This window comes from Nostoc sp. C052 (assembly GCF_013393905.1).
Lineage (GTDB): Bacteria > Cyanobacteriota > Cyanobacteriia > Cyanobacteriales > Nostocaceae > Nostoc.
In genome coordinates, this window is sequence record NZ_CP040272.1 from 7,516,758 (window position 1) to 7,531,451 (window position 14,694).

The following is a 14,694-nucleotide window of genomic DNA, read 5'->3' on the forward strand; positions in this document are numbered from 1 at the left end:
AATCCGACGATAGTTGTCACGACTTATCTTCAACCACCAATTTAGACTCAGCAGTTCGCCCAAATTCTTCTGGTGCATATTGCAAGTGAACTTCCGCACCAGGCCAAGAGAATGTCCCAGGAGTCACAGAACGGACTAGGTAGTGCAAGCTATAAACTCCTGGCTCGAGGTGGTCGGTGTAGGCGATAATGCGATCGCGGTACACATTCTTAAAGCCAAGTTCCCAGCTATCGGCTTTTGCTTGTAATGCAGCAGTAGCAGTCTGAAAACTTGCATCCACCGCCTCAAAACCTGATGGTAGCGGATCTTTGATCACCAAATGATCCACAGGATGATCGGCAATAATTTCTAAACCAATATCAAACACCTGTCCAGAGGCTAAAGTCAAGGGTTTATCGAAAGCATAAAGACCTGTTTTTTGCAAAACTTTCTCTTGATTTACTTGACTAATTTCTCGTGTTATGCGTAGACCATTAAATCTGCCTGGTTGATTGCCTTGCAAGCGATAATTATAAGCAACCAAATAGTGCAAAGTGCCATTACCTGATTTTTGCAGCGTTAAATCATTACGCCCACGAGGTAATTTATTCATCGGCACATTTAGTTGTAAACTAGGATTTTGATACCCATTAAAGCGATTTTCTCCTAACTTATTACCAGCTAATTCTACTGTGGCAAAAAAATTCGGTGGTGTGGGTTGTAGTTGGCTATATTCTACCAAAGCTGTTAAAGCTTGGGCATTATTATAGTTAGTTTGCCATGTACCATCCCGTCGCAATGCCAGAAGACTTTGGAATAACTTATCTATAACTTCGGGTTTACTTTGTTTGGCAATAAATAATCGTAAAGCTTGCGCTTGCGTCGTGGTAGATGAACTCATCCATCCCCAATTACCTGGTAAACTTACAACTGCTGTGCGACCAGTTTCATAAATATTCTGTTGCAGCTTGTTGACTAATTGTTGAGATTCATCTTGCCATTCGGGGAATTGAGATAAGTATCGCGCTAGTTTAATTTGAGTTACTACATCAAAGTTGTTGCGCTGTTCATAAATATCTGCGAGGAAAGTATTGCGTTTGTCTCCCAATTCTGCTAGAGAGATTAAAGCATTAAATTGCAGTTGTCTTTTACAGAGTATTTGTTTACAAAAGTCGTATTCTCCGGGGTTTGCTAGAACTTTTTGTAGATAAGCTTTCAAGCGAGATACCATTGCCGAATCGACTAAATTCGGGAATACCTGACTGGCTTTAGCTAAAGATTCACCTGCATAGGAAGAAACCCAAGGGTCGGATTTTTCTTGTCCAGGGAAAGCTGCAAAACCACCATCGGCTATTTGGAGTTTTTGTAACTTTTCAATTGCTTGACTTGCCTGTTGGCTAGGATTAAATTCTGCAAAAGTTTGACCGTATTTTTGGGAAATAGTTTGCAGGTTGGCAGCAATTATTAACTGACTTGCAGCTGGTTCAGTAAACGGCAAATCATCATCTTCTAAAACCTGCTTGGCTGGTGCTTTAATCTCCGTTATCAAAGTACTCGCCAACTGAATATCTAAACCTCCCGCATCAGGGAAGGTATTTTTATCAACATTCAGGGGAATCTTCACATTATCCCCCCCTTTCGTAAGGGGGGTTGGGGGGATTACACCAGTTTCAACGACTTGTTCTGTAATTTCAATTGGCTTAATTTCCAAGGGTACTTCAAAAGCATCTGCGGCTGTACCATTTAGCTGAGTAGTAAACCGAACTTTCCCAACTCCCACACTATCCGCCACCATTGGAAAGCGATAAGCGTGAGTTGCGGATTCAGCTTTGGTTTGTAAAGAAGTCGCTGTGGGGTTTTTGTCAGCAAACTTCACAGTACCGCTAAGTTCGCCATTAATTGAGAGATTTCCTGGATTCCCGGTGTTATTAGTTACAGATAAACCAGCAAGGATGCGATCGCCTGGACGGGCAAACTGTGGCAAGATGGCATTAGTTAGCAGTGGTTTGGTGGTTATAAACGTCGCATCCCCATTGCCGAAACGCAGATTTCCATCGGTGGCTACAGCCATCACTCGCCATGTAGTTAAGTCATCCGGTAATTTAAAGGTTATCTGTGCATTCCCATTTGCATCGGTGAGAACAGAACCGTTGTAGTAAGCTAAGGCTTGAAAATCGGTGCGAGTACGAGTATTGGCTGCACCAGTTGAGAAACCACCGCCATAACCCCAACCTTTGGGTTTAGCTACATCTTGTGCTTGCAATATGACATCTGCGCGATTATCGTTAAAGCGGGTAGAAATTGTCTGTTCTGCATAAACTGTATCTACCAAATCTGGCGGACGATAACCAGAAAGTTGTAACACCGCTTCATTTACCACCATGACTGTAAACTGTCCTTTGGTGGGGTTTCCTTGATTGTCCTTCAGTTCTAGTTGTACTGTTTCTTCTGCACCAGGTTCTAATGATGCTTGTACTGGCTTAACTTGCAGTTTTAAATACTTATCCTCTAACTTAACTTTAAAAGGTGTAAAACCAATCTTCACCAAGTTATCTAAACTTCCCGCTTCCACTTGGTTTATGGGTTTACCTTGTCTTACTAAGACAGCTTCAATGGCTGCATTAGGTAGCATTTCTGGTGTGACTTGAAACTGAATTTGTGGTGCGCCTCCCTGAACTTTGATAATTTGCTGATAAAGGGGTTTGTCTTTAATTACAGCAAAGTACAATTCTGCTTCTGGATAGGGAGATTGAATTAGTGCAGTAGCAGTCTCACCAGGTTTGAACTCTTTTTTATCTAGCTTAACTTCTAAGACATCTTTTTCTTTAGAACCCCAAAATACAGAATTTCCTCCAGTTGCCCAAATTTGTAAATCTGTCGCACTTAACTCGCTTTTGGCATCGCTAAAATTAACTCTAATCCGATATGAAGCAGATTCCGGTGCTGTCAAATTTACTGATTGCGGGTTACTAGCAGATGTAATTTCTGCTTGTCCCACTGTTTTATATTCGACTTGATTTTTTGGTGTTCGGCTACCTTCAACTAATTGCGTGACGCTGCTATATTTAATCTGCTGTAATTCTACCCGCACCCGTTGACCTGTTATCGGTTTTCCTGTCGGGTCAGTAACAATCACTTCAATGGGAAAAGCCTTGCCAGCATCGGCGATGAAATTACTTTTTAACCCGATGAGGCGATTACTTGGTAAAGCGGTAAAAGTTTTGGAATTGGCTACAGACAAATTAGAAACATCTGCAACTTGCACATCCACCTGATAAGTCATAGGATATGGTAAATCATTAACCACATTCACAGTTTGACTACTTTTACCATTAGCATCTAGCTGGGCATTAGTTTGCAAGACATCACTAGATATACTAGGAGTTTCCTCTGGCCATAACCACTGCCTACCAAAAGTAAATTCTTCCCAACCTTTAGGAACAAAATTTGCTTGCTGGCGAGTGATAAAATATTTTGCTTCTCCACCTTCTACAGGTGCGCCAAACAAATAATTGCTTGTAGCATTAATATTAACTTTCTCGTCAATAAGAGCAAATTCTTTATCTAAGTTAAGTTCGACTTTAAAATTCGGTGGCTTAAACTCAGCTACCCGAAACTCTCCAGAAATTTCTTGTCCATTCTTGCCCTTCGCCTGGATTGTATAGTAGCCTAAGCGCTGAGTATTTTTGATTGGCAATTCTAGAGAAAATGTGCCAAATTCATTTGTGGTTTGTGTTCCTAAGCCGGTTTTTTGCCCATCAGGATTTACCAAAGTTAATTGGTAAGCAGCATTTTTATCTTGCTGAATTGTGCCATTTTGTAAGAAGTCTGCGAAACCAGTCAACCAAGCTTTTTCACCTGGTTGATACAATTGTCTATCCGAAAAAATTACCCCACGTGATTCAGGTTTAGCATCTTGCCAACCTGCATCAATACCATAGCCATAAACGCCGCTGTATTCTTCAGTTCTAGCGAATGCCCAATCTTGATTTTCACGGGCAATTACTAATAGTTGTGGTGATTTACTAGAGCTTTCATTCCCAGAATAACATTGCTGTAATCCTTCACGAACAATTCTGAAAATTCCATTGTCATCAGTTTTACCAGTTGCACAAGGTACTGCTTCGGGGCGAGATTTTGCTTGTAACTTTGATTGATAAATTTCAACAACAGCCGTTTTAACTGGTGAACCATCTGTAAGATGATTGACGCGAATTAACCCTGACTCAGGAAACCACTGCGTAAATACGCCCAAATTTGTCAATTCAACTAAGCCATAAGTCGTAGGTTCTCGCCACAGTTCTTTACCATTCTCCTGATATTTATTCGTGCGGGCTTGGACTCCATAAGCTAACATTCCCGTAGCTGCATTAATTTTTTCCCGCAGAGGAACAGCAATATCAACTGATTGATTTTTTTTACCTGATACCTGAAAGCTTTGCCATTCAGAAGGTTGTGGTAATAAATCACTACCATTATTAAAATAAACTAAATCTGTCGGCTTAACTACTCGATAAGCGGCTTTATATTTAGATTCTGGCAGATTTCCCATACTAATATTTAGCTGTAAATCTTTACTTGTGGGGAAAATATTCAAATCTGATGGCACCCAGATATCCCCAGCTAAATCTCCAGTATCATATTTAAGTGTTAGAGGTTTACCCAAAGTCTGCCCAAATTTATCTTTGAGATTCCCGCCGATAGTAATTGTATAAGTCTTGGCAGGTTCTAGCGCATAAGGATTGATGCCGACAATTTTATCTTCATCATTGATTTGGATAATTCTCGCAATATCTTTTGGTGCGGGATTAATTGTAATATTTTCTTTAGCTGAATCTGGCAATAAAACATTATTAAATTCTAGCTGCGGACTACCTTTGAGAAATCTTCCAAAAGTTCCCCCTGAATCTGGCTGTCCGTAAAAGTTAATTTTCTGAAACGCCAAAGGCGAATAAGTTGCTAACTTAGTAGCAAATTCTTTCTCTGTCGGTAGATTGCCATAAGCTGGGCGTATTCCAGGAGAAAATACCAGGCGATAACGGGTTGCTTTTTCGAGATTTTCTTGGGGGATGAGGTTATAAATCCAATTGCGTGCTGAAGGGTCAAATTTTTCTAAAGGGTCTTCTTCATTTTTTAATGGTTTTTCTTCTTTGTTTAATTCGACTTTGAAACCTATACCATTGTTTTTTTCTTCAGGGATTAACTGTAAATGTTCTTGTACAGAATTTAAATCTAATTCGACATTGGAAGTAAACTGTAACTTCTGTTGTAAATCAATTGGTTCAATATCAGCTTTTTCAATGGGATTGACACCGGGTAAATTGGTCAGGTTGATAGATTCGGTATTGAAAGTCCAAGGTAAATCTTTATCTAGGCGATGATTTTTTAAGTCTGCTAAACCCGCTTTGAGGGTGACTTGAAATCTTGTCGCTATTGGCAAGGCTTTATCAGCTTGAAAACCCACCATACGCGGTGTTAAAAAGCGAAATTGACCGGGTAAAGGCGGCCAAAGGGCAAATTTTTGTAATAATTGTTGCTGTTCTGGGCTATCAAGGCTTTCAACTGGGATTAAAGCTTCTTTAAAACGGATGCGGATTTGGTTAAGAGGTTTGGCATCCCCAATGGGACTAATTTGTTCAATCCAGTCTGGTAATTTTGGTGGTATGATTGGAGAGACTACTGGGAGTTGTTCTTTGGTTGAGTTGATACCAAAGAAGTTACACCCGGTCATTGCTAGTGTAAATGTAAAGAGCAGAATAAACTGTATTGTTCTCTTGCGATGTGAGATTTTTTTTAAGGAACCGCCGAGGAAGCCGAAGAAGAAATGGAGAATTTTATAGTGAAAACGGAGTAAAAATCTAATAATCATATTTTTAGTAATTAAAAATTCATCAACTATAACGAATAAAAGTTTGCATTACCTTATGTATTGGGCAATGTCAAGGCTAATAGCAGTATGACTAGTTAGTTCCAAAATTTGAATTTAACTATGTTTATTTATATTGATAACTAACTCAGTGTGATTGTTCCAAAAAATAACTACAATTCTTAACTATAAAGAAGTATTTAAATTTCGCAAACATTAATTTATATCTGTTAAGTTAGTAATTATAAATTATTAAGTATTTGATATATTTACTGATGTAGATACAAGTAAGTCTGCGGGAAAGTTAAGGTAAGTTTTCTTAGACAGGGTATTCCCTGATGAAACTAGTTTCACGATCGCTACTCAAACTTAAGCACAGTAGCAAAGTTATCCTGGCTGTGCTGCTAATCTGCTTGATTATACGTTTACTGCCCTATTTTGCGCCTGTTCGGGCCGCAGATATTGCCCAAAATCAGTTGGCAATGCAATTTAGCGATCGCAATGGTTTACCATTAGGAACACTACTCACTCGTGACCAAGAGCATACATCAGTAGTACCACTAAATCAAGTTTCGCCCCAGTTTATCCATGCTATTTTAGCCGCCGAAGATGGCAACTTTTACCATCATGGCGCGTTGGATATGAAAGCTATTATCCGTGCTGCTAAAGAAGCCATCCACGCAAAACGAATTGTTTCCGGTGCTTCCACTATTACTATGCAGTTGGCGCGGATGTTAGATCCAGTGCCTCGTAGTTTCTCTGGTAAAATACAAGAAATTTGGCTGTCTTGGCGATTAGCAGCAGGGATGAATAAGGATGAAATTCTGGCTGCATATATCAATCGGTTGCCAATGGGAGGGAATATATATGGTGTGGAAGCAGCCGCACGGATTTATTTTTCTATCCCAGCGAGTGAATTGAATCTTGCTCAAGCTAGTTTGTTAGCTGCTATTCCCAATAATCCCACATACTTTAATCCTTATGAACATTGGGAACGGTTGAAGCAGCGACAAAAATATGTCCTTAATCGGATGGTACAGGAAAAGTATATTAGTGAGGCTAACGCAGCCCGAACACACACCGAAAAGGTTGTGTTTCAATCTCGCCAGCGGGGAATTATCGCCGCACCACACTTTTTATTTTGGTTAGCCAATCAGTTTGATAAAACGCAAACAGAACAAAATTCCCCCATTCGCACAACTATAAATCGCCCTTTGCAACAGTTTGTCGAAGCGCAGTTACAACAGGTAATTTCTTCTCTTGCCGCTAACAATGTCCATGATGCAGCGGCGTTGGTGATTGATAATCACACTGGGGAAGTTTTGGCTTATGTCGGTTCACCTGATTACTTTAATGAAGCCAAACTGGGACGCAATGATGGAGTGCAAGCGTTACGTCAACCAGGTTCTACCCTCAAGCCTTTTGTCTATGAATTAGCTTTAGAAAAAGGTTTAATTCGTCCAAATACCATTCTGGCAGATGTACCTGCCCATTACGCTATTCCCGGTGCGAAACTTTATAGCCCAACCGATTACACCGAAAAGTTTCTTGGCCCTGTGCGGGTACGAATCGCTTTAGCAAATTCTTTAAATGTCCCGGCAGTGAGGGTGTTAGAGAAAGTAGGTGTGGAAACTTTCTTAGAACGGCTGCATCAACTGGGATTTGAACACCTCAATCAAACTCCAGAACATTATGGTTTGGGTTTGACTCTTGGTAGTGGTGAAGTCAGTCTCTGGGAGTTAGCCCACGCCTACCTGACCATAGCACGATTTGGAGATGCGACTCCTTTAGTAAGCACATTTTCTAATTCCGCAATCCCTAGAGACGCGATGAATCGCGTCTCTACAAGAATTTGGCAATTGATTACCAACATACTTAGTGACAACCATGCTCGTGCAACGGCTTTTGGTGTAAACTCGGTATTAAATTTACCCTTTCCTTCGGCTGTTAAAACTGGCACTTCTTCCAATTTTCGCGATACTTGGACGGTTGGCTTCACTACAGATTACACCGTCGCTACATGGGTAGGAAATTTCAACGGTGAACCGATGCGTCAGGTTTCAGGTGTGACAGGCGCAGCACCCTTGTGGAATCGGATTATGTTACATCTGCACGAACATCAAGAACCAGAAGGTTTTCCGCCTCCAGAAGGTTTAGTGCAATTACCTGTTTGTGCAGTTTCAGGGTTACGACCAACACCAGATTGTACCTCAGTGGTGCAGGAATATTTCTATCCAGAAGATAAAAATAATTACGAAGGTGAAAATCAGTTCGATTTGCCGCCGGAGTATGATGAATGGTTGGCGAAACAACAGCAATCAACTTTTACTGCTAATAATTTGAGAATTTTATCTCCCCATCATGGGGATTTATTCTTAGTGTATCCAGGTGAAGAAGCGAAGCAGAAACTTGAATTTAAGTTAGTAGGAAATAAATCTGCGCCTGTGGAGTGGTGGCTGAATGGTGAAAAGTTAGATACCAAATCAGCTAATTCTTTATTTTGGTATTTGCGTCCTGGAAAATGGACTTTAGAGGCGAGAAGTGGTGAAATGAGTGACAAGGTGAGTTTTCAGGTGGAGTTAGCTAGTCTTAAACCTACGCGTCGAGGATTTTCTCTTAGTAATTCCCATTAAAAAAAGCGGGAGTTACCCGCCTAGTTCCGTTAAACAGTTTGATCAGCTAACTATTGCACATCAGATTGACAAATCTATTGCAAAATTGTGTCAAAGATGTTAATGCAAAATGTAATAATTGGAGTTGGTATATTGAGAGCGATCGCAGTCTGCAATGTAATATAAGCCTTGGTAGACTAACAAACTCAAACCATGACTCAGCAACCAACTGATCTAGACAATAAAGCTGTATTTGAGCAGTTGTGGGAGATTACAAAAGAACTCCGTCAAAAACTACAGGCTCGTTTTCAGTTACATCCAGACCCTTCTGTAGAAAATTTACAGCAATACAGCAGTCTTGATGGCAATATGAAGGGTTCACTGACTGCTTTTTCCGGCGAAGAAATTGACTGGCTAGTGCATTCGTGGCTAGGAAACCCTGAGAATTCCAACTTTAGCACTATGCGGCTCACCACTTGGTTAAAGTCGCATATTCAGGTTCCTCATTTGGCCTTTGAGTTTGGCACACTTCCAAATATTTTCTTTTATATAGATTACATCCCCCGAACTGAGCTTTTAACCGATTTGGCATATCTCGATCGCTATTATGAGCCAGTTAACCCAACATTCTTAAAGTTACAGGAAGATTCACGCCTCAAGGTATTTACCAGCAAAAGTGCCTATATTCGTCTATTTCAATCGCCTGTTAGCTTGTGCTACACAGGTGCGCCTACTTTTGAAACCCTCGAACTAACTCGCACACTTGCACACGAAACACTTGATCGCTGGCTTACTTGGGTAGATGCAGCTGAACCAGTGCCAAAAGATGCAAGGGAGGCTCTAGCCACTCGTGATTTAGCCCTCCGCCGAATCAGTGCAGAACGCGATCCAGGTAATAAATTTGCCGCGCAGATATTTGGTTCGGAATTAACAGATAGACTTGTGCGATCGCTCTGGGGTGGCGATCGAATTAATCATTAGTCATTGGTCATTTGTCCTTTGTCCTTAGTCCCATACCCTATGTCCACTAATCTAGAATCATTCCGCGCTTTAGCACTGCAAGTTACCTGTCATGCAGTCAACCAAACCAGCGATCGCCACGAAGCGCGATCGCTCATGCAAAACTCCATCAACCGTCTAGCTCAACAAATTGCTGCTAGTATCGCTTTCATTGGCTTTGATTGTCGTTTAATTGTACTGCCAGAATATTTCCTGACCGGTTTCCCGATGGGAGATACTCTTGCAGGGTGGGCAGAAAAAGCCTGTATAGAAATGGCTGGTGCTGAATATGAAGCCTTGGGTAAAATTGCCCAAAAACATAAAATCTTTTTAGCTGGTAACGCCTACGAAGTTGACCCCAATTTTCCCGGATTGTACTTTCAAACCTGCTTTATTCTTGACCCTTCTGGCTCAATCGTCTTGCGGTATCGGCGGCTAAATTCCTTATTTGCTCCCACACCCCATGATGTTTGGGATAAATATCTTGACTGCTATGGTTTGGAAGGAGTTTTCCCCGTTGCTAAAACGGAGATCGGTAATTTGGCAGCTTTAGCATCAGAAGAAATTTTGTATCCAGAAGTAGCGCGGTGTCTGGCGATGCGAGGAGCAGAGATTTTTGTCCATTCCACCTCGGAAGTATACAACAAAAACCTCACCCCTAAAGACGCAGCAAAAATCACTCGTGCCGTCGAAAATCTGGCTTATGTAGTTTCAGCTAATACCGCAGGCATCGCTAATATTGCCATCCCCATTGCTTCTGCTGATGGTGGCTCTAAAATTATTGATCATCGCGGCATCGTAGTAGCAGAGACAGGTACAGGCGAGAGCATGGCAGCATTTGCAGAGATTGATTTAGCAGCATTACGCCGCGATCGCCGCCGACCAGGGTTAAATAATTTACTTTCCCGCCAACGCTTTGAACTATACGCCGAAAGTTATCACCAATCACACTTTTACCCAGCTAATACTATGCTGGAAACAGAAGTAGACCGCAAACACTTCCTGCAAACACAGCAAGCTACCATTGAGCGCTTAAGCCAATTAGGCATAATTTAGGCATAATTTGAATTTGGGCATTAAGTAAGCATCGAAATATAAAAAATAACTCCCAATTCTTGTACAGACGCGATGAATCGCGTCTCTCCTCCCTCCAATGACAAAACCAATAGAAGTCCGCAATCCCCGAACTGGCAAATTTGACTACGTAATTATCCCGCCGCCTCCAAGGCTGGTGGTGCAACAATGTAAGCGGACGCGTCGGGCACAAGTTCGCTGGCAGCAGTTGGGTTTAGAGGGAAGAATTGAAGCTTTACAGCAGTGGAAACAGGCGATATTATCTGGACGCGATCGCCTCACAGAAGCTTTGGTAAATGATACCGGAAGATTATCAACCTCAGTATTAGAAATAGATTCTTTCCTCTCTAGCATCGATCGCTGGTGTCGTTTAGCACCAGATTTGCTGCAAGAATCTGCCAAAAATACCGCCATTCCGTTTATTGCCTTACAACAAACATCCGTGCCTTATCCCCTGGTTGGGGTAATTAGCCCGTGGAATTTTCCGCTGTTACTATCTACCATTGATACCATTCCGGCATTGTTGGCGGGTTGTGCTGTCATTGTCAAACCTAGTGAAATTACTCCCCGCTTTGTAGCACCACTAATGACAGCACTCAACACCGTTCCCAAACTGCACGACGTTTTAACTTTTGTTGAAGGAGCAGGTGCAACCGGATCTACTTTGATTGAAAATGTAGATTTGGTATGCTTTACAGGCAGTGTAGCCACAGGGAGAAAAGTTGCACAGGCGGCTGCAAAACAGTTTATTCCAGCCTTTTTGGAATTAGGAGGAAAAGATCCTGCGATCGTTTTAGAATCAGCCAACTTAGAATTAGCAACCTCAGCTATATTGTGGGGTTCCGTCGTCAACACTGGACAGTCATGCCTCTCAATTGAGCGAATTTATGTTGCAGATTCCATATTTGAAAAGTTTTACCATCAACTAGTAACCAAAGCCCATCGCCTGCAATTAGCCTATCCCACAGTAGAGAGTGGAGAAATTGGCCCCATCATCGCCGAAAAACAAGCAGCCATTATTAGCGATCATCTCCTAGATGCAGTAGAAAAAGGAGCAGTTATTCACTGCGGCGGCGTCATAGAAGACTTAGGTGGTGGTTGGTGGTGTCGTCCCACAGTGCTTACTCAGGTTAATCATTCCATGAAAGTGATGACCGAAGAGACTTTTGGCCCCATTATGCCAGTGATGCCTTTTTCTACAGTAGAGGAAGCAGTATCTTTAGCCAATGACTCAATTTATGGATTAAGTGCTGCTGTATTTGCCTCGGAAGTCGAAGCCTTAGAAATTGCTCAACAGATAGATGCAGGTGCTATCAGCATCAACGATGCTGGACTCACCGCTATGATGCACGAAGGAGAGAAAAACGCCTTCAAATTCTCCGGTTTGGGAGGTTCACGCATGGGTGCGGCGGCACTGAAACGGTTCATGCGAAAAAAAGCTATTTTGATCAAAACCAACGCTACTAATGACCCCTGGTGGTTTGATAGTGAAGTATAAATACTTTTAATCAACAAAAGGTAAGTTTTTAAGAGTAGTGTAATGTATTGACTTACAATGCAATTGCATCGGCTCGCAATGCCATTGTTTCGGTTTGCAATGCAATTGCATCGGTTCGCAATGCAATTGCATCGGTTCGCAATGCTATTGTTTCGGCTCACAATGCAATTGCATCGGCTCACAATGCCATTGTTTCGGTTCGCAATGCCATTGTTTCGGCTCACAATGCTATTGTTTCGGCTCGCAATGCCATTGTATCGACTTACAATGTTAATGCTAACATTCAGCAGTTTTTGTAGAGTAAGTACTACTGACCTGCTCAAACGGTTATTACTACCTACGCTACGTTATTGAGAGGTGAATTGTAATGTCTAATATTCGAGAAGGAATGCCCGTCCTTGCCCGTCATGAAGGAGATTGGGTAGGAACTTATACAGTAGTTGATACCGCAGGAAAAATCCTTGATAAGTATGAGTCTCACTTAAGTTGTCAATTTCCAGAAAATGGCCCTCATCCCTACTACCAGATTAATCGCTACAAATGGTCTGATGGTAAACAAGAAGAGCATGAATTTCCAGGAATCTATAAAGATAATAAACTTTGGTTTGACACCGATCGCATTGACGGAAAAGCCTGGGAAGCCGATGATTCGATTGTTATTTTGCGGTTTAGTTATAAAACAAACGCAGAAATAAGCTTGTATGAAATGATTCACATTAGTCCTGACAATAACAATCGTGCCCGTACTTGGCATTGGTTTAAGAACAATCAAATCTTTCAACGCACCCTAATTCAAGAAGAACGGGTAAGATAGTAATTTCTCCCCTCAAAAATAAATTTCATTATTCTCCAGTCCGCGCAGGCGGACTTTGTTTGTGTAGCCACGATTTCTAGTCGTTAGGCTTTGATTTCCAATCTCAACTTAGTAAGGTACACGCATGGCCAGAGGTGACAAAATAAACTTTTCTACTCCTAGTGGATTTCCAGAGTTTCTTCCTAGCGAAAAGCGTCTAGAATTACATTTGCTAGATATCATCCGCAGAGTTTTTGAAAGTTATGGATTTACACCCATTGAAACACCTGCTGTAGAACGTTTAGAAGTTCTGCAAGCTAAAGGTAATCAAGGTGACAATATCATTTATGGAATTGATCCTATCCTGCCACCAAATCGACAAGCTGAGAGAGATAAATCTGGCGAGACTGGGAGAGATAAATCTAGCGAAACTGGTTCAGAATCCAGAGCTTTAAAGTTTGACCAAACAGTTCCTTTAGCAGCATACATTGCCCGTCACCTGAATGAGCTAATTTTCCCATTTGCTCGTTATCAAACAGATGTAGTTTTTCGCGGAGAACGGGCGAAAGATGGGCGTTTTCGTCAGTTTCGCCAATGCGATATTGATGTAGTAGCGCGTCGTGAACTCAGCTTGCTTTATGATGCTCAGATGCCTGCAATTATCACCGAGATATTTGAAACAATTAATATTGGTGATTTTCTAATTCGCATCAATAACCGCAAAGTTCTTACTGGTTTCTTTAAATCAGTAGGAATTGCCGAAAATCAAATTAAATCGTGTATTGCTATTGTTGATACTCTAGAAAAAATTGGTGAAAATAAAGTAAAGCAAGATTTAGAGAAAGAAGGAATTTTAGAAGAACAGGCGCAAAAAATAATTGAATTTATTAAAATTGACGGTTCTGTTGATGAAGTATTAGATAAGCTTAAACATCTTGCCCAAAATCTGCCAGAAACAGAGCAATTGAGCTTAGGAATCACCGAATTAGAAACGGTAATTGCAGGAGTGCGTAATCTCGGAGTTGCCGAAAACCGTTTCTGTATTGATTTATCCATTGCCCGTGGTCTTGATTACTATACCGGCACAGTTTACGAAACAACCTTATTAGGACATGAAGCTTTAGGCAGTATTTGTTCTGGTGGTAGATATGAAGAATTAGTTGGGGTATTTTTGGGCGAAAAAATGCCTGGTGTAGGTATTTCTATTGGCTTAACTCGCTTAATTAGTCGTTTGTTAAAAGCTGGTATTCTAAATACCTTAGCTGCGACACCAGCCCAAGTGATGGTAGTGAATATGCAGGAAGATTTAATGCCTACTTATTTAAAAGTTTCTCAACATCTGCGTCAGGCGGGAATTAATGTAATCACTAACTTTGATAAGCGTCCCTTGGGTAAACAATTTCAATTAGCAGACAAGCAAGGAATTCAATTTTGCGTAATTATTGGTTCTGAAGAAGCAGCAGCACAAAAGTCATCACTCAAAGATTTGAAAACAGGGGAGCAAGTAGAAGTGTTATTAGAAAACTTGGCTGAGGAAATTAAAAGAAGGCTTACCTAAAAATTGATTTATCGAGTAGCGACTGTCTATTGCGATGCATTATAGCTTTCGCCTCATATACCTTACTTATTTGGAAGTATTTTATGAGTTTGTCCGATCTCCCTAATCTCTGGGTTCCTTTAGCACTTTTAGGTTTAATTGTTATAGCTGCTGTATTTTTCAGCCGTAGTAATTGATATTTAAACAATTCCAGAAACTAAGTCAGGTAAAGTAAAAGAAGATATTATTTTAGGTTTACATCCGCCGTATAAGCGTCCATATACAGGGTATGGAGTAGCCTAAAAAAAGTGCGCCCATAGTGCAGAAAATCTTTAT

Annotated in this window: 8 protein-coding genes and 1 pseudogene; 8 read left to right on the plus strand and 1 reads right to left on the minus strand. The window is 41.1% G+C overall.

What is annotated here, in order from left to right; genetic code table 11:
* Positions 1-16: 16 nt before the first annotated feature.
* On the minus strand, positions 17-5,710 hold the full coding sequence (locus FD723_RS30975) for an alpha-2-macroglobulin (protein WP_179068762.1): 5,694 nt from the start codon (positions 5,708-5,710) through the stop codon (positions 17-19).
* Positions 5,711-6,183: 473 nt separating this feature from the next.
* Here FD723_RS30975 and pbpC point away from each other — a divergent pair, with 473 nt between their 5' ends.
* The 8 genes and pseudogenes from pbpC to FD723_RS43965 all read left to right on the plus strand — a co-directional run.
* Entirely contained in the window at positions 6,184-8,478 is a 2,295-nt protein-coding gene (gene pbpC / locus FD723_RS30980) for a penicillin-binding protein 1C (RefSeq protein WP_179068763.1), read from the plus strand.
* A gap of 192 nt (positions 8,479-8,670) precedes the next feature.
* On the plus strand, positions 8,671-9,438 hold the full coding sequence (locus FD723_RS30985; RefSeq protein ID WP_179068764.1) for a red chlorophyll catabolite reductase: 768 nt from the start codon (positions 8,671-8,673) through the stop codon (positions 9,436-9,438).
* A gap of 39 nt (positions 9,439-9,477) precedes the next feature.
* Positions 9,478-10,512 carry a nitrilase-related carbon-nitrogen hydrolase gene (locus FD723_RS30990; RefSeq protein ID WP_179068765.1) on the plus strand — a complete coding sequence of 345 codons (1,035 nt, stop codon included), beginning with the start codon at positions 9,478-9,480 and terminating at the stop codon, positions 10,510-10,512.
* Positions 10,513-10,609: 97 nt separating this feature from the next.
* The gene (locus FD723_RS30995) at positions 10,610-12,028 is read left to right on the plus strand and encodes an aldehyde dehydrogenase family protein (protein ID WP_179068766.1); all 1,419 of its coding nucleotides are present in this window, start codon (positions 10,610-10,612) and stop codon (positions 12,026-12,028) included.
* A 47-nt stretch (positions 12,029-12,075) separates the two neighbouring features.
* On the plus strand, positions 12,076-12,327 hold the full coding sequence (locus FD723_RS31000) for a hypothetical protein (protein WP_179068767.1): 252 nt from the start codon (positions 12,076-12,078) through the stop codon (positions 12,325-12,327).
* A 68-nt stretch (positions 12,328-12,395) separates the two neighbouring features.
* Complete coding sequence (locus FD723_RS31005; RefSeq protein ID WP_179068768.1) at positions 12,396-12,842, plus strand: DUF3598 family protein; 447 nt, start codon at positions 12,396-12,398, stop codon at positions 12,840-12,842.
* Between the two features lie 124 nt (positions 12,843-12,966).
* Positions 12,967-14,379: a histidine--tRNA ligase gene (gene hisS, locus FD723_RS31010; protein ID WP_179068769.1), complete on the plus strand. Its 1,413-nt coding sequence runs from the start codon at positions 12,967-12,969 to the stop codon at positions 14,377-14,379.
* A gap of 204 nt (positions 14,380-14,583) precedes the next feature.
* Positions 14,584-14,661, plus strand: a pseudogene (locus tag FD723_RS43965) (XisI protein); the annotation flags it as partial.
* Positions 14,662-14,694 lie beyond the last annotated feature (33 nt).

What these genes read in the sequence shown, in the direction of transcription:
- FD723_RS31005 (WP_179068768.1), top strand. Translation starts at nt 12,396, where the DNA reads ATGTCTAATATTCGAGAAGGAATGCCCGTCCTTGCCCGTCATGAAGGA.
- pbpC (WP_179068763.1), top strand. Translation starts at nt 6,184, where the DNA reads ATGAAACTAGTTTCACGATCGCTACTCAAACTTAAGCACAGTAGCAAA.
- FD723_RS30995 (WP_179068766.1), top strand. Translation starts at nt 10,610, where the DNA reads ATGACAAAACCAATAGAAGTCCGCAATCCCCGAACTGGCAAATTTGAC.
- hisS (WP_179068769.1), top strand. Translation starts at nt 12,967, where the DNA reads ATGGCCAGAGGTGACAAAATAAACTTTTCTACTCCTAGTGGATTTCCA.
- FD723_RS30985 (WP_179068764.1), top strand. Translation starts at nt 8,671, where the DNA reads ATGACTCAGCAACCAACTGATCTAGACAATAAAGCTGTATTTGAGCAG.
- FD723_RS30990 (WP_179068765.1), top strand. Translation starts at nt 9,478, where the DNA reads ATGTCCACTAATCTAGAATCATTCCGCGCTTTAGCACTGCAAGTTACC.
- FD723_RS30975 (WP_179068762.1), bottom strand. Translation starts at nt 5,710, where the DNA reads ATGACCGGGTGTAACTTCTTTGGTATCAACTCAACCAAAGAACAACTC.